Source organism: Herbaspirillum sp. RV1423 (assembly GCF_000577615.1).
In the GTDB taxonomy this organism is placed as follows: domain Bacteria; phylum Pseudomonadota; class Gammaproteobacteria; order Burkholderiales; family Burkholderiaceae_D; genus Herbaspirillum.
The window spans coordinates 258679-275105 of the sequence record NZ_CBXX010000001.1 but is presented as its reverse complement, the minus strand read 5'-3'; the positions used below and the strand labels follow the sequence as shown (position 1 = coordinate 275105).

At 60.3% G+C, this 16427-nt stretch carries 15 protein-coding genes; 11 read left to right on the top strand and 4 right to left on the bottom strand.

Annotation, left to right across the window (positions count from 1 at the left end):
• Positions 1–70 precede the first annotated feature (70 nt).
• From RV1423_RS01255 to RV1423_RS01210, 10 genes are all read left to right on the top strand, one after another.
• Entirely contained in the window at positions 71–1096 is a 1026-nt protein-coding gene (locus RV1423_RS01255) for a patatin-like phospholipase family protein (protein ID WP_034292228.1), read from the top strand.
• 93 nt (positions 1097–1189) lie between these two features.
• A complete protein-coding gene (locus RV1423_RS01250; RefSeq protein ID WP_034292227.1) occupies positions 1190–2068 on the top strand; it encodes an alpha/beta fold hydrolase in 879 nt (292 codons plus the stop codon).
• Between the two features lie 107 nt (positions 2069–2175).
• Positions 2176–3012, top strand: coding sequence for a 3',5'-nucleoside bisphosphate phosphatase (locus tag RV1423_RS01245; RefSeq protein ID WP_034292226.1), 837 nt, complete (start codon positions 2176–2178; stop codon positions 3010–3012).
• Positions 3013–3262: 250 nt separating this feature from the next.
• Entirely contained in the window at positions 3263–4138 is an 876-nt protein-coding gene (gene htpX, locus RV1423_RS01240) for a protease HtpX (RefSeq protein ID WP_034292225.1), read from the top strand.
• A gap of 80 nt (positions 4139–4218) precedes the next feature.
• On the top strand, positions 4219–4845 hold the full coding sequence (locus tag RV1423_RS01235; RefSeq protein WP_034292223.1) for an L-threonylcarbamoyladenylate synthase: 627 nt from the start codon (positions 4219–4221) through the stop codon (positions 4843–4845).
• Between the two features lie 177 nt (positions 4846–5022).
• The gene (locus tag RV1423_RS01230; protein ID WP_034292220.1) at positions 5023–5685 is read left to right on the top strand and encodes a site-2 protease family protein; all 663 of its coding nucleotides are present in this window, start codon (positions 5023–5025) and stop codon (positions 5683–5685) included.
• Positions 5686–5693: 8 nt separating this feature from the next.
• Positions 5694–6893 carry a tryptophan--tRNA ligase gene (locus RV1423_RS01225; RefSeq protein WP_034292217.1) on the top strand — a complete coding sequence of 400 codons (1200 nt, stop codon included), beginning with the start codon at positions 5694–5696 and terminating at the stop codon, positions 6891–6893.
• A 102-nt stretch (positions 6894–6995) separates the two neighbouring features.
• Positions 6996–7874, top strand: a complete 879-nt coding sequence (gene dapA, locus RV1423_RS01220) for a 4-hydroxy-tetrahydrodipicolinate synthase (protein ID WP_034292215.1) — start codon at positions 6996–6998, stop codon at positions 7872–7874.
• Between the two features lie 63 nt (positions 7875–7937).
• On the top strand, positions 7938–9104 hold the full coding sequence (gene bamC, locus RV1423_RS01215) for an outer membrane protein assembly factor BamC (RefSeq protein ID WP_034292213.1): 1167 nt from the start codon (positions 7938–7940) through the stop codon (positions 9102–9104).
• A 37-nt stretch (positions 9105–9141) separates the two neighbouring features.
• Positions 9142–9921, top strand: a complete 780-nt coding sequence (locus tag RV1423_RS01210) for an MBL fold metallo-hydrolase (RefSeq protein WP_034292211.1) — start codon at positions 9142–9144, stop codon at positions 9919–9921.
• 94 nt (positions 9922–10015) lie between these two features.
• Here the strand turns inward: RV1423_RS01210 and RV1423_RS30535 are convergent, their stop codons facing one another.
• Positions 10016–10267 carry a hypothetical protein gene (locus tag RV1423_RS30535; protein ID WP_081768631.1) on the bottom strand — a complete coding sequence of 84 codons (252 nt, stop codon included), beginning with the start codon at positions 10265–10267 and terminating at the stop codon, positions 10016–10018.
• A gap of 282 nt (positions 10268–10549) precedes the next feature.
• Positions 10550–11674 (bottom strand): cupin domain-containing protein, encoded by a 1125-nt coding sequence (locus RV1423_RS01200; protein ID WP_034292524.1) that lies wholly within the window; start codon positions 11672–11674, stop codon positions 10550–10552.
• A gap of 218 nt (positions 11675–11892) precedes the next feature.
• Here RV1423_RS01200 and RV1423_RS01195 point away from each other — a divergent pair, with 218 nt between their 5' ends.
• Entirely contained in the window at positions 11893–12441 is a 549-nt protein-coding gene (locus RV1423_RS01195) for a peptidylprolyl isomerase (RefSeq protein WP_034292209.1), read from the top strand.
• A 244-nt stretch (positions 12442–12685) separates the two neighbouring features.
• Here the strand turns inward: RV1423_RS01195 and RV1423_RS01190 are convergent, their stop codons facing one another.
• On the bottom strand, positions 12686–13636 hold the full coding sequence (locus tag RV1423_RS01190) for a hypothetical protein (RefSeq protein WP_034292206.1): 951 nt from the start codon (positions 13634–13636) through the stop codon (positions 12686–12688).
• Entirely contained in the window at positions 13633–16281 is a 2649-nt protein-coding gene (gene mutS, locus RV1423_RS01185) for a DNA mismatch repair protein MutS (RefSeq protein ID WP_034292203.1), read from the bottom strand. Before mutS ends, RV1423_RS01190 begins: the two co-directional genes overlap by 4 nt.
• Positions 16282–16427 lie beyond the last annotated feature (146 nt).

Below are 16427 nucleotides of genomic sequence, written 5' to 3'. Positions count from 1 at the left end.
GGCCATGTTATAACATGACAGCTATGACCTGGCGGTGACAGGCGGCATGAAGGCTGACTCAAGGAATAGCATGCAAAACAAGATTGTGACATTGGCATTGCAAGGCGGCGGCTCGCACGGCGCATTTACCTGGGGCGTACTGGACCGGTTGCTGGAAGATGGCCGTATCGACTACGAAGGCATCAGCGGCGCCAGCGCCGGCGCCATGAACGCCACGGTGCTGGCGCATGGCTACAATCTTGGCGGCCGCGAAGGCGCGCGCGAAGCCCTGGCGGCCTTCTGGGGACGTATCGTCACCAAGGAGCCGTTCAGCTTCCTGCCGCCCGAAATGCTGCCCGGCGGCGCCAGCCTGCTGACGCAGACCACGCCGGCGGCGATGCATGCCCTGCTGGCCATGACGCGTTTCTTTTCGCCGACCCAATTGAATCCGCTGGACATCAATCCCTTGCGCGACATCCTCGAAGAGCAGATCGATTTCGAGCGCCTGCGCCGCACCGGCAGCATCAAGCTTTTCATTGCCGCCACCAGGGTCAGCACCGGTACGTTGAAGATATTCCGCAATCGCGAACTGACGCTGGACGCCTTGCTGGCCTCGGCCTGCCTGCCGTCGATGCACCGGCCGGTGGAAATCGACGGCGAGGTGTACTGGGACGGCGGCCTGACGGCCAATCCGCCGATCTTTCCGTTGCTGCACCTGTGCTCGGCGCGCGACCTGCTGGTGGTGCTGCTGCATCCGTGCAGCCGGCCGGGTACGCCGACTTCCACGCATGAAATCGGCCAGCGTTTGAGCGAGATCAGTTTCAGTTCGGCGTTCTTCACCGAACTGGGCGGCCTGGCCCTGGCCAAACGCGAAGCCGAGAGTGCGATGTTCGCCTTTGGTACGCTGGAGCGCCGCCTGCGCCGGCTCAACATGCATCTGGTCGAAGCCAATGACCTGATGAGTCAGCTCGACGTCATGAGCAAACTCAACACCAAGACCTCGTTCATCCACGGCCTCTACGAGGAAGGGCGGCAAGCCGCTGCACGTTGGCTGGAAACGAATTTCCACATGCTGGGATTGAAGTCGTCCTTCGATCTGGGACGTTATCTGCAATAAGAGACGCTCGCAGCGTCGCTGACAAAACGATGGCGCCGGGCAGGCGGGGCGCCGGGGATTTATACTGTGAGGTTTTCCGACTGCCTATCCGCCATGAAGCCATCGCGTTCCGACTACCTCAACATCCGCGGCCTGCGGTACCACGTGCGCCACTGGGGCGACTCGCAAGCGCCCAAGTTATTCATGGTGCATGGCTGGATGGATATTTCCGCTTCGTTCCAGTTCGTGGTCGATTGCCTGCGGAAGGAGTGGCATGTGATCGCGCCCGACTGGCGCGGTTTCGGCCTGACCGAGCGCACCAGAGGAGATACCTACTGGTTCCCCGACTATCTCGCGGATCTCGATGCATTGCTGCTGCATTATTCGCCCGAGGAATCCGTCAACCTGATCGGTCACAGCCTGGGCGGCAATGTCGTCGGCCTGTATGCAGGCGTGCGTCCGCACCGCATTGCCAGACTGGTCAACCTGGAGGGGTTCGGCATGCCGAGCACTGTGCCGGAGCAGGCACCGGGCCGTTTCGCCAAATGGCTGGACGAGTTGCAGGATAAGCCTTTCATGCGTCCCTACGCTACGCTGGACGACGTCATGGCGCGGCTGCAAAAAACCAATCCGCGCCTGAGCCGTGAACGCGCCGCTTTCCTTGCCGGGCACTGGGCTATGCAGAACGACGACGGCGCTTGGGACATCCTCGGCGATCCGGTCCATAAAAAGGTCAATCCTATGCTTTACCGCGTCGAAGAAGCGATGGCATGCTGGTCGCAGATCACCGCACCGGTGTTGTGGGTTGAGGCCGCCGAGACCGACATCTGGCGCTGGTTCGGCGAAAACACACTGATGCGGCCGGAAATCGAGCGCCGCATTGCGCACATCCGCAATGTGCGCACCGAAATCATCCCCGACGCCGGCCATATGCTGCATCACGATCAGCCAGAATTGCTGGCGACCTTGATCGAGAGCTTCCTGGAGGAGTGAGGGGGCTCCGTAAGGCCCGCCCCGCAGCGTGTGCACATGCAGCAGAGAAGGCTTATGCAGCGTACAATGAAAACATCTCATTTCCATATTTTCAGGTATCGCCCACAATGCCCAATGTCGATCTGCACTGCCATTCCAACGTCTCCGACGGCCTGCTGCCGCCGGCGGAAGTGGCTGCGCGCGCCAAGGCCAACGGCGTCGATGTATGGGCGTTGACCGACCACGACGAAATCGGCGGCATTGCGGTGGCGCGTCAGACTGCGCAAGCGCTTGGCATGCGTTATATCCCCGGCGTCGAAATTTCCGTGACCTGGGCCGGACAGACCGTGCATATCGTCGGTTTGTGCATCGATGAAACCAATGCTGCGCTGGTGCGAGGACTGGCGGCGACGCGCAACGGCCGCGAGCGGCGCGCCCGCGAGATCGCGGCTCAGTTGGACACCGTCGGCATTCCCGATGCCTTCGAAGGCGCGCTTAAGCATGTCGGCAATCCCGACCTGATGTCGCGCACGCACTTTGCACGCTACATTGTCGAAATCGGCCGCTGCGCCGATATCAAGGAAGTGTTCCGTAACTACCTGTGTGAAGGCAAACCCGGTTACGTGCCGCACCGCTGGGCCACGCTCAAGGAATCGGTCGACTGGATCCGTGGCGCTGGCGGCGTGGCGGTGATTGCCCATCCGGGGCGCTATCAGTACAGCGACCTCGAATTCGGCGCTTTGTTCGACGAGTTCAAGCAACATGGCGGCGCGGCGATCGAGGTCATCACCGGCAGCCACACGCCCGACCAGTACGACGAATATGCCCGTGTCGCCAAGCGCTACGGCTTCCTGGCATCGATTGGCTCGGATTTCCACGGCCCCGGAGAATCGCGCGTCGATCTGGGAGGCTTGCCGCCGTTGCCGGCCGGATTAACGCCGGTGTGGCACGACTGGAACCTGTAAGAAGCTGTTCGAGATCTTGCTGCGGGACCATGATCCGCGAATCGGCAACTTCCGGGAGGTGCTTGGAATCAAGTACATTCAAAGGATCGCAACTGAGCTCGGCTTCGTCCGCCACGGGCTGATGGCCTCTCGCTACAGATCGTCAACAGGTTCCAAGTCGCAAACCGAGGAAGTGGCTTGCGGCGGCATCTCTTGATTTCCCCCTCTCTGATCCTATCTAATAACCACTTTCCTGACAGGAGTTTTTCAGATGAAACGCATATTCCTCTTCCTCGCGACCAATATCGCCGTGCTGGTGGTGATGAGCGTGGTCCTGTCCTTGCTGGGCGTGGACAAATTCCTGACCCGTGCGGGGCTGAATCTGCCCATGCTGCTGGTGTTCTCGATCGTGGTCGGCTTTACCGGCTCGATCATTTCGCTGCTGATGAGCAAGTCCATGGCGAAATGGAGCACTGGTGCGCGCGTGATCGACACGCCGACCAACTCTACCGAAGTCTGGCTGGTTGCTACCGTGAACAAGCTGGCACAGCGCGCCGGCATCGGCATGCCGGAAGTAGCGGTCTATGAAGGCGAACCGAATGCCTTCGCCACCGGCGCTTTCAGGGATTCGGCGCTGGTCGCGGTATCGACCGGCTTGTTGCAGGGCATGACCAAGGAAGAAGTCGAAGCCGTGCTCGGCCATGAAATTTCCCATATCGCCAACGGCGACATGGTGACCATGACGTTGATCCAGGGCGTGGTGAATACTTTCGTCGTGTTCCTGTCGCGCGTGGTCGGCTACTTCGTCGATTCGGCACTGCGCCGGAACAATGACGATTCCGGTCCCGGCATCGGCTACATGGTGACGGTGCTGGTGTGCCAGGTGGTGTTCGGTATCGGTGCCTCAATGATCGTGGCCTGGTTTTCGCGCCATCGCGAGTTCCGCGCCGACGCCGGCTCCGCCCGGTTGCTCGGCGGTCCGCAGCCGATGATCCACGCGCTGGCGCGGCTGGGCGGCATTCCCGTGAGCGGCTTGCCGGAATCGATGGCCGCCATGGGTATCAACGACAAGCCGGGATTCATGGAATTGTTTTCCACGCACCCGCCGCTGGAGCAGCGTATCGCCGCATTGCGCGGCCAGCGATGATCCGCCGACGGTAGGAACGGCGGTGCGAAACCGCCGTTTTGCCTTTTTGAAACCGCAACCGATGCTGAAATGAAAGACGCATGAGTCAGTTTTTCCAGATCCACCCCGATAACCCACAACTGCGCCTGATCAAGCAGGCCGCACAGATCATCCGTAGCGGCGGCATCGTGGCCTTGCCGACGGATTCCTGTTACGCGCTGGTATGCCAGCTCGACGACAAGGGCGCCGTCGAACGCCTGCGCCGGATTCGCGGCGTAGATGATAAACATCACCTGACGCTGCTATGCCGCGACCTCAGCGAAATCGCCCAATACGCCAAGGTCGACAACCGGCAATATCGTCTGCTCAAGGCGGCGACGCCGGGACCGTACACCTTCATCCTGGAAGCCACCAAGGAAGTGCCGCGCCGCCTGAGCCATCCGTCGCGCAAGACCATCGGCCTGCGCGTCCCGGAAAACCAGATTGCCCACGCCTTGCTGGCCGAACTGGGTCAGCCCCTGATCGGCACCACGCTGATCTTGCCCGACCAGGACGATCCGCTGACCAGCGCCGACGATATTCGCGACCGTCTGGAAAAACAGATCGAACTGGTCATCGACAGCGGCGCCTGCAGCCTGGAGCCGACCACCGTCATCGACCTCAGCGACGATACTCAGCCGGTGTTGGTCAGGCAGGGGCGGGGTGACGCTGCGCCATTCGGGTTGTAATTGCCTTTTGGAAATGTGTTTTCCCCGTCACGGGCCGTTGCATTACGGTCCACATCCACTTTTTCCACAATGAAATTGTGATTTTGGCAAGCTTGCCCTGCGGCTCGCGCCGATTTCTCTTGCATGCCGTCGATTTTCCCGCGGCCCTTCCTTGTCCCTCTGCTAAAATTCGCACCCATGAATGATCTTATCCAGACTGTCGCAGTGTATGCGCTCCCGGTACTGTTCGCGATTACACTGCACGAGGCAGCGCATGCCTTCGCGGCAAAGTACTTCGGCGACAACACCGCTTATGCGATGGGGCGCATGAGCCTCAATCCCCTCAAGCACATCGATCCTTTCGGGACCATCGTCATTCCGGTGCTGCTGTATTTCGCTACCAGCGGGGCTTTCCTGTTCGGTTATGCGAAACCGGTGCCGCTCGACTTCGGTAAGCTGCGCAAGCCCAAGCGCGACATGGCGTGGGTGGCGCTGGCCGGTCCCGCCGCCAACTTCCTGATGGCGTTGATCTGGACGCTGGTGATTTATGCGCTGGCGATCGGTGGCGTCGAAGAAGAATTCTTCATGCTCATGGCCAAGGCTGGCGTGCTGACCAACCTGGTCATGTTCGCGTTCAACCTGTTCCCGATTCCGCCGCTCGACGGTGGCCGCATACTGACAAGTTTGCTGCCGAGCCGATATGCGTATAAATTTGCACAAATCGAGCCCTACGGTTTCTTCATCGTGATGGCACTGGTCTTGCTCAAGGTGATTTACACCTGGTGGATGGCGCCGGTCATGTACCTGGCGGGCAGCCTGCTGCAACTGATCACCTCGCCGATATCCTTATTTTTTAACTAAATCACACCATGTATCCTGATCGCGTTGTCTCCGGTATGCGCCCCACGGGCGCGCTGCATCTGGGCCATTATCACGGCGCCCTGAAGAACTGGGTCAAGCTGCAATCCGAACTGCCTTGCCTGTTTTTCGTTGCCGACTGGCATGCGCTGACGACGCATTACGACGACCCCAGCATCATCGAGACCAGCACCTGGGAAATGGTGATCGACTGGCTCGCCGCCGGCGTCGATCCTTCCCAATCGACCCTGTTCATCCAGTCGCGCGTGCCGGAACACGCCGAACTGCACCTGTTGCTGTCGATGGCCACGCCGCTGGGCTGGCTGGAGCGCGTGCCGACCTACAAGGACCAGCAGGAAAAGCTGGCCGACCGCGACCTCGCGACCTACGGTTTCCTCGGCTATCCCTTGCTGCAGGCGGCCGACGTGCTGATCTACCGCGCCAGCCAGGTGCCGGTGGGGGAAGACCAGATTCCGCACATCGAGATGATGCGAGAGATTTCGCGTCGCTTCAACCACCTCTACGGCAAGGAAAAGGGCTTCGAGGAAAAGGCTCGCGAAGCCGTCAAAAAGCTCGGCAGCAAGCGTTCCAAGCTGTATCAGGAGCTACGCACCAAATTTCAGGAACAGGGCGATGACGAGGCGTTGGCGCAGGCCAAGGCCATGCTCGACGATGCACAAAACCTGTCCATGATCGATCGCGAGCGCCTGTTCGGTTATCTGGAAGGCAGCCGCAAGCTGATCCTGACCGAGCCGCAAGCCTTGCTGACGGAGGCGTCGCGCCTGCCCGGCCTGGACGGCGCCAAGATGTCGAAGAGCTACGGCAACGCGATTGCGTTGCGCGAAGACAAGGATACCGTCATCAAGAAGGTCCGCACCATGCCGACCGACCCGCAGCGCGTGCGCCGCACCGACGCGGGCGATCCGGGCAAGTGTCCGGTCTGGCAATTCCATCTGGTGTATTCGGACGATGCCACCCGGCAATGGGTCGACAAGGGCTGCCGTTCGGCCGGAATCGGTTGTCTGGAATGCAAGCAACCGGTGATCGACGCCATCCTCAGGGAGCAACAGCCGATGCTTGAGCGCGCGCAGCAATACATCGACGATCCCTCGCTGGTGCGCGCCATCATCGCCGACGGCTGCGACAATGCCCGCAAGCTGGCGCAGGACACCATGCGCGACGTGCGTGAAGCCATGGGCTTGGGATACTGAGCGGCGGGGCAAGCAAATCCGAACAATTTGACCGGTAGCAGCGGCTATCCGCTACAATCGTTCTTTTCTTTTTAACCGTATCCTTTACTACGCACGAACATCATGATCAAGGGCAGCATAGTCGCCATCGTCACGCCGATGCATCCGGATGGCAGTCTCGATTTCCCGGGCCTGCGCAAGTTGATTGACTGGCACATCGCCGAAGGCACCGACGGCATCGTGATCGTCGGCACCACAGGCGAATCGCCGACCGTTTCGGTCGAAGAACATTCCGAACTGATCAAGGTCGCGGTTGAGCATACCGCCAGACGTATTCCCATCATCGCCGGCACAGGCGGCAATTCGACTTCGGAAGCCATCGAGCTGACGGCGTTCGCCAAGAAGGTCGGCGCCGACGCCTCGCTGCAGGTCGTGCCTTACTACAATCGCCCGACGCAAGAGGGCATGTACCAGCACTTCAAGAAGATCGCCGAGTCGGTCGACCTGCCGGTCATCCTGTACAACGTTCCCGGCCGCACCGTGGCTGACATGAGCAACGACACCATCCTGCGCCTGGCGCAAGTGAAGGGCATCGTCGGCGTCAAGGACGCCACCGGCAACATCGGGCGCGGCACCGACCTGATCCGCCTGGCGCCGAAGTCGTTTGCGGTATATTCCGGCGACGATCCGACCGCTATCGCATTGATGCTTTACGGCGGGCAGGGCAACATCTCGGTGACCGCCAACGTGGCGCCGCGCGACATGCACGAACTGTGCGTGGCTGCCATGAGCGGCAATATCGCCAGGGCGATCGAACTGAACAACAAGCTGCTGCCTCTGCATAACAAGCTGTTCGTCGAACCCAATCCGGTTCCCCTGAAATGGGCAATGACGGAAATGGGTCTGATAGAATCCGGCATGCGTTTGCCGCTGGCTCCGCTGGGCGCGGCCTTCCACGATACCGTGCGGGCCGCGTTGCGCGAATCCGGTGTATTAAAATAATCAATTAACTAAACGGCAGTATCGTTTTTCCTTGAACCCGAACCCGCTTCTCATTGCAACGATATGACAATTCGCAAGAACGTTCACTCTGCTTCACGTCTTCTCCCGCAACGTGGTCTCATCATCGCCCTGGCTTTCACCAGCCTGGCCGGATGCAGCGCCGTCAGCAACATGCTCGAGGGGGACCGTATCGACTACAAGAGTGCGGAAAAAGCCAAGGGCCCACGACTCGAAGTGCCGCCTGACCTGACCCAGTTGCAGCGCGACAACCGTTACGCCATTCCCGAGGCGAACAAGGGCGTAGCGACCGCCTCCGGTTACAACCTCGAACAGAAGACGCGTCCTGCCGCCGATGCAGTGGCAGTCGCGCCGCAAGTCAAGGGCGACATCCGCATCGAGCGCGACGGCAGCCAACGCTGGTTGGTGGTGAACAAGACGCCCGACGAACTGTGGCCGCAGATCAAGGATTTCTGGCAAGACTCCGGCTTCCTGATCAACGTCGAGTCGCCTGACACGGGCGTGATGGAAACCGACTGGGCAGAAAACCGCGCCAAGATTCCTCAGGATTTCATTCGCAATACACTGGGCAAGGTGTTCGATTCGCTGTATTCCACCGGCGAACGCGACAAGTTCCGCACGCGCCTGGAGCGCGGTCCGAACGGCACCACCGAAATCTTCATCAGCCATCGCGGCGCCGAAGAAGTGCTGACCGGCTCTTCCAAGGAAACTTCGGTGTGGACCGCGCGTCCTTCCGATCCAGGCCTTGAAGCCGAATTCCTGTCGCGCCTGATGGTGCGCCTGGGTGCCGAAGAAACCAAGGCCAAGGCTGCCGTCGCCAACGCGCCGACGCTGCAGGCCCGTTCCAAGCTGCTCAAGACCGCTAACGGCTCCAGCGTGCAGGTCGACGAAAGCTTCGACCGCGCATGGCGTCGCGTGGGCCTGGCGCTGGACCGCGTCGGCTTCACCGTGGAAGATCGCGATCGTTCGCAAGGCTTGTACTTCGTGCGTTATGTCGACCAGAACCAGGATGCCAAGGACAAGGAATCCGGCGGCTTCTTCTCGAACCTGTTCAGTTCCAAGAACAAGGACAAGACCGCTGCGCGTTACCGCATCGTGGTCAAGGGCAGCGGAGACATCAGCGACATCACTGTCCAGAACAACGACGGCAAGCAGGAAGTATCGCAAACCGCCGACAAGATCCTCGGCCTGCTGAACGATCAGTTGAAGTAATTCTCCGTCCGCAGCACATGTCTTCGCGAGGCCACTGTTGAAATTTGCAAGTCTCGGCAGCGGCAGCGAAGGCAATGCCCTCATCATCGCCGGCGCATCCGGCACGACCACCACCACGGTCATGCTGGATTGCGGTTTCGGCATCCGCGAAACCGAGCGTCGCCTGGCGCGCATCGGCAAACTCCCTCAGGATATTTCCGGCATCGTCGTCACGCATGAACATCAGGATCATGTCGGCGGCGCGTTCAAGTTCGCGCGGCGCCACCGCATTCCGGTATGGCTCACCTACGGCACCTTCCAGGCGGTCGGCGAAGAGGCCTGCAAGGACGTCCTGCTGCATTTCTGCCGCGACAGCGAGGAACTCGTCATCGGCGATCTGTCTTTCATGCCGTACACCGTACCGCACGACGCTCGCGAACCGGTACAGTACGTCGCCAATGACGGCGTGCGCAAGCTCGGTGTATTGACCGATGCCGGGCAATCGACTTCGCATCTGGTGCAGGCGCTGAGCGGCTGCGACGCGCTGGTGCTGGAGTGCAACCATGATCGCCGGATGCTGGAAGAGTCGGTATATCCGCCGTCGCTCAAGCGGCGCATCGGCGGCGCTTACGGCCATCTGGCGAACGACACCAGCGCCGAGATCTTGGCGGCGATTGAAAAACAAAAATTGAAGACCGTGGTCGGCGCCCACCTGAGCCTCAAGAACAATACGCCGGAACTTGCGCGAGCAGCATTGTGCGGGGCGTTGGATGCGCACGCGGGCGACGTCATGATCGCTTGCCAGGAAGAAGGGTTCGACTGGATCGCTATCGGCTGAGCAGCCTGGCGAGAAATGCGGCGAAAATCCTGCATGAACCGCGCAGGCATAAAAAAGCCGACCCATCAGGTCGGCCTTTCCAATAATCAGTTGATTATTTTGCTGGAGCTGCGTCAGCAGGCTTAGCATCGGCTGCTGGTGCTGCAGGAGCAGCATCGGCTGGCTTAGCGTCGGCTGCTGGTGCTGCAGGAGCTGCGTCAGCTGGCTTGGCATCAGCCGGAGCTGCTGGTGCTGCTGCTGGAGCTTCAGCCGCTGGAGCTGGTGCAGGTGCTGGAGCTTCTTCTTTTTTACCGCAAGCAGCCAGAGCAACAGCCAACAAAGATGCGATCAACAGAGTCTTTTTCATGAATATTCCTTCAATGATAATCAAAATTTTGCGATGAATAATTACCGGTAATTATCGCTCTATAGGATGTTTTCGCCGTTTTGCTTGGTAGCTCCACAACGAAAGCTTTCCAGCCCGATATTATAGCCACTTTTTTGGAAAATCACATGCGAATTATTCTTTTCTGTAAGAATTTGTAAGATTGTCGGAAATCCTGTCAGCTTGGCGTAAGCCCTTTATTCATGCAGGTTTCCGGCCGTCGGTAAAATTTTTAAAGCCGAAAATTTCTGCATTTTTGGCCTGTCAGAACAGCTCCAGCCAACCGTCCTGATACCAGTTGTGAAACGCTTCCATGACATCCTCTGAAGCATGTTGCAACGCGCTCTTGTCGAGCCTGCGCTCGTCCGCCAGCATGCTCAGCACAGTTTTATCGGCGCGTCCCACGGCAAAGGATTCGCCGTTGATGAACACATGCTTGCCGCGATACAGCATCTGGGTTTTACGTGAGAGCTTGATTCCGCGCTTGTTTGCCGCCTGCACGAAACGCGCCGGCGTAAGCGGCTTGTCGACCGGATCGAAGTACACCGAGGCCTTCGGTTCGGACAGGTATTCGCCCAGGAAAATCGTGACGTCATCGTCGGTGAAGCGCATCTTGTTGATTTCTTCGGTCACCCGCGCCAGCAACGGCGCCGGCAGTTCGGCCGGATGCCTGGTCGGAGTCAGTTCCGGGTCGGCGTAGCGACCGGGCAGGTCGATGGAGTCGGCCATGAATTGCAGGAAGGCCTCGCCGAGTTCCTGGAAAGCCGGCGCGCGAAAACCGACCGAATACGTCATGCACTCGCCGACAGCGATGCCGTCGTGGGCATAATGCGGCGGCAGGTACAGCATATCGCCCGGTTCCAGCACGAACTCCTGCTCGGACTGGAAGTTCTTCAGGATCTTCAGCGGCATGCCGTCCACCAGCGACAAATCCTGTTGCGCGCTGATGCGCCAGCGGCGCCGGCCATGCGCCTGCAGCAGGAACACGTCGTAGGAATCGAAGTGAGGACCGACGCCGCCGCCGTCGCTGGCGTAGCTGATCATCAGGTCATCCAGGCGCGCATCGGGAATGAAGCGGAACTGGCGCAGCAGCGCATCGGCGGCATCGTCATGCAGATTGACGCCCTGGACCAGCATGGTCCATTCCTTTTCCCTGAGCGGTGGCAGTTTGGCCAGCGGACCGTGATCCATTCGCCAGTCGTCGCCGTTTTGCCTGATCAGGCGGGATTCGACGTCTTCGCGGGCGGCCAGATCGAATAATTCCTGGCGCGACAGCAGCGGCGTAAATCCGGGAATCGCCTGGCGGATCAGCAGCGGTTTCTTGTGCCAGTAGTCGCGCAGGAAGGTGGTGGGGCTGAGGCCGCCGAGCAAAGCGAGGGTGTTTTTCATGGCGACATTATAGACGCAGCCCGGTGCGCCTTTTGCGTGCCAAAACATCCAAGCAGGTATAATTCGCGGTGCAGATTGCAGCGCATTCACCATGTCATGCCTTCTTGGGATCGTTACATCAGGATTCCGCAACAACCGCAAGCGCAGGCCGGTTTCTTCCTGCACCTGCAGTAATCGATGACCAGCCATACACGTCTTAAGTTAAGAAAGGGGCATACATGAAGATTGCCAAAAACACCGTAGTTTCCGTCAACTACAAACTCTCCGACGCCCAGGGCGTGCTGATCGAAGAAAGCCGCGATCCGATGGTCTACCTCCACGGCGGCTATGAAAACACGCTGCCGAAGATCGAAGAAGCACTGGACGGCAAGGAAACCGGTTATAACGTGACTATCCAGGTCGAACCCGTCGACGCCTTCGGCGAATACGACGCCGAACTGGTCAAGATCGAACCGAAAAACCGTTTGCCGTCGCCGATCGAAGTCGGTATGCAATTCGAAGGTTCGCCGGACGACGAAAACGAAGCTTCCGTGATTTTCACCGTGACCGAAATCGCCGACGACAAGGTCGTCCTCGACGGCAACCATCCGCTGGCCGGCATCGCGCTGCGTTTTGAACTGAATGTCACGGAAGTGCGCGCCGCCACCGAAGAAGAAGTGCAGCACCAGCATGTGCACGGCCCGCACGGCCATCATCATCACGGTCACGATCACGGCCATGATGAAGGCGACGAGGGCGATCACTTCCGCAGCCATCCGATTCATTAAGCTGGTTGGAACGACATAAACGCAGCCTCGGCTGTAATGCCGTTCAGTTAAGCCTATTTTCCCAGCCGTGTCGTCCCAGCGAACGCAGGGACCCAGCGTCGTGAAGACGTCCGATACGACACTGGGTCCTGATTTTCGTCAGGACGACAGTTGTGATGGACTGACAATGCGGCAAGAAATTTTACAGACTTAACTGAACGGCATTACAGCCGAGGCTGCATTTTTTACGTCTGTCGGAACGCAGCTACTGCGCTGTCGGCGGCGCTTGCATTGCAGTTTTTCCGGTAGAATGCACCAGCGTAAACAACGCCGCATTGCCGCTGTCGACCGAGAACTTCGACCACCCCGACGCCACGCCGATGCTGCCCAGATTGCGGCGCCAGACGATGCCGGTGTTGGATTCGCTCTTCAGATTCTCGCCATGCACCAGCAAGACCTTGCCGCGGAATCCGTTGGCCAGCGTGACGATGCGCTGGCGCATCTCGGCAAAGCCGTCGCGCTGGCCGCGCAGCAGGAAAGGGCGCTGGCTCGGCTGTGCCAGCGGATTGCCGTCGGCGAACAGCACGATGCCTTCCAGCTTCTTTTGCGCAGCGAACGTGAACAAGCGCTGCAACCAGTCCTTGTTGGCGATCAGGCGGTCTTCAAACTCGCTGTTGCGGCCGCCGTCCTGCACGAAATGGTTGTTGGCGGCGGGGATATTGACGGTGGCGAACAGCACGCCGCCGAATTCCCAGCGTGCATTTTCGGTGTAGCTGCGGAATTTCGGCGTGACCGACTGGCGGAACAAGGGCACCTTGCTGGCGCCGAAAGAAAATTCATCCGGGAAGAACAGGTCGCGCATGCGGTTCAGGCGCTCGATGGCGATCGAGCCGTTCCTGTTGCGGCAGCCGACCCAGTCGCTCGCGGCAAGCGAGACGATGACGCCGTTTTCGGCTTCCTTGAGCAGGTCGCGGCGCGCACTGTAGAGCGCGTCGCTGCAGGGCTCGCTGGCCGACTTGATGCCGTTGACGACGACAAAGGCGAGGTTGTCGGCGTCGCTTTCGTCGAGCGCCTTGCGCAGCACGCTGTCGTCCGGACTGCCGGCGAAAGAATGGCCGATCACGCCGAACTGGAAGCTGTCTTGCGCCCGCGTCGCCGACGCCGCGCACAAGGCGGCGCTCAGCAGGGCGACGACGCAGAACAACTTGCGTTTCATGCGCGGTTGCCTCCGCCGTTGCCGCCATCACCCAGTTGTTTGAGGCGGTATAAGGCATCGAGCGCCTGGCGCGGCGTCATGGCGTCGGGATTGATGTCGGCGAGTGCCTCAACGACTGCTTGTGCCGTCGGATCGGCCGGCTCCGACGACGTGGGATGAGCATCTTCCGGGTCGTCCCGGAGCGGTGCGCTGAACAGGTCGAATTGCGGCGTCGTTTGCACCGATTGCGTTTCGAGCGCCGTCAGGTGTTTGCGCGCCGCGCGGATGACCGGCGCCGGCACGCCCGCCAGTTGCGCCACCTGCAAGCCGTAGCTTTGCGAGGCCGGACCGGCTTGCACTGCATGCAGGAACACGATGCTGTCCTTGTGTTCGACGGCGGACAAGTGGACGTTGGAAGCGGTCGGATGCACTTCCGGCAATTGCGTCAGTTCGAAATAGTGGGTCGCGAACAAAGTGAAGCTGCGCGTCGCGTCGATCAGGTGCTTGGCGATCGCCCACGCCAGCGCCAGGCCGTCGAAAGTGGAGGTGCCGCGGCCGACTTCATCCATCAGCACCAGCGAATTCTCGGTGGCGTTGTTGAGGATGGCGGCCGATTCCGTCATTTCCACCATGAAGGTCGAACGGCCGCCCGCCAGGTCGTCGGCCGCGCCGATGCGCGTGAAGATGCGGTCGATCGGACCGATCGTCGCACTGGTCGCCGGCACGAAGCTGCCGACATAGGCCAGCAGCGTGATCAGCGCCACCTGGCGCATGAAGGTCGATTTACCGCCCATGTTGGGGCCGGTGATCAGCAGCAGCTTGCGCTCGGCGCTGAAGGCGCAGTCGTTGGCGATGAAACGCTCGATCTGGTTTTCCACCACCGGATGGCGGCCTTGCTCGATCAGGATGGTCGGCTCGGTCACCAGTTGCGGTGCGCACCAGTTGTTGCGCGCGGCATGGTCGGCCAGCGCCACCAGCGTGTCGAGCTGGGCCAGCGCATGGGCGATTGCCTGCAGCGTGACGATATGCGGCGCCAGATCCTGCAGCAACTGGTCGTAGAGGAATTTCTCGCGCGACAGTGCGCGTTCCTGCGCCGATAGCGCCTTGTCCTCAAACGCTTTCAGTTCGGGCGTGATGTAACGCTCGGCGTTCTTGAGGGTCTGGCGGCGGCGATAGTCGTCCGGCACCTTGTCGGTCTGTCCGTGCGTGACTTCGATGTAGAAACCATGCACCTTGTTGTATTCCACGCGCAGGTTGGCGATGCCGGTGCGCGCGCGTTCCCGGGTTTCGAGGTCGATCAGGAACTGGCCGGCATTTTCCGACAGGCCGCGCAGCTCATCCAGGTCGGCATCGAAACCGCGCGCGATCACGCCGCCGTCGCGCACCATCGCGGCCGGTTCCAGCATGATGGCGCGTTCCAGCAGGTCGAGGCATTCGGTCGGCGTCGCCAGCGCGTCGTGCAGGTCCAGCAGCAACGGCGCATCGGCGTCGCGGCTGCACATCGCCACGTAATTGCGCAGCGAACCGAGTTGCTGCAAACCCGCGCGCAGACCGGCCAGGTCGCGCGGACGCGCCGACAGCAGGGCGATGCGCGTGGTAATGCGTTCGATATCGGGAACGGCTGCCAGGGTTGTCGACAGACCCGAGCAGGCATCGGTGCGCATCAATGCATTGATGGCGGCATGGCGCGCCCTGGCGATGCGCTGGTCGCGGCGCGCATGATGCAGCCAGTGGCGCAAGAGGCGCGACCCCATCGCAGTGCGGCAATGGTCGAGCAGCGAGAACAGCGTTGGCGCCATCGCCGATGCATCCTGGGCGCGGATGGTTTCGGTCAATTCCAGGTTGCGGCGCGTCGAGGCGTCAAGGCCGATGAATTCGTTTTCGGACTCCACCGTCAGCGCGCGCACATGTTGCAGACCCTTGCCCTGGGTGGATTGCGCATAGCGCAGCAGCGCGCCGCCGGCACCGATGGCGGCGCTCATGCCTTCCGCGCCGAAACCGTTCAGCGTGGCGACGCCAAGCTGGTCCAGCAACGCCTTTTCGCCGCTCGGCAAATCAAAATGCCAGTCCGGCACCGTGGTCGCCTTGCCGGTGAGGATGTGGGAGTATGCCGCTTCTTCAGCGTCGCCGATCAGCGTTTCGGCCGGTGAAATGCGCTCCAGTTCCTGCTTCAGGCGCGCTTCCAGCAAGGCCGGTTCGGCGCTGAATTCCATCAGTTTCAAGGCGCCGCTGGCCATCGACAGCCAGGCCAGGCCGACGGTGACGGTCTTGCGTTGCTTGGCGGACGCCACATTGACAGCCAGCAGAGGACGTTCGGATTTCTCCGGCAGCAGGTCGGAATCGGTCAGCGTGCCCGGCGTGATCACACGCACCACCTTGCGCTCGACCGGCCCCTTGCTGGTGGCCGGATCGCCGATCTGTTCGCAGATCGCGACCGATTCGCCGAGCTTGATCAGCTTGACCAGATACTGGTCGACGGAATGGAAGGGAATCCCCGCCATTTTGATCGGTACGCCATTGGATGCGCCGCGCTGCGTCAGCGTGATGCCCATCAGGCGCGAGGCCTTTTCGGCGTCGTCGTAGAACAGTTCGTAGAAGTCGCCCATGCGGTAGAACACGAGCGTGGTAGGGTATTCCGCCTTGATGCGCAGATATTGCTGCATCATTGGAGTGTGAGAGATCGGTTCTTTTTTTGTTGAGTTCAATGTAAAAAATCCATTTAAAATCAATAAATTATGATTTTTTAATAAAAGTCATGCGGACAGTATAAATTCTCGTGTCGAAAATAATCTGTGAGCGGCTTATCGAGATG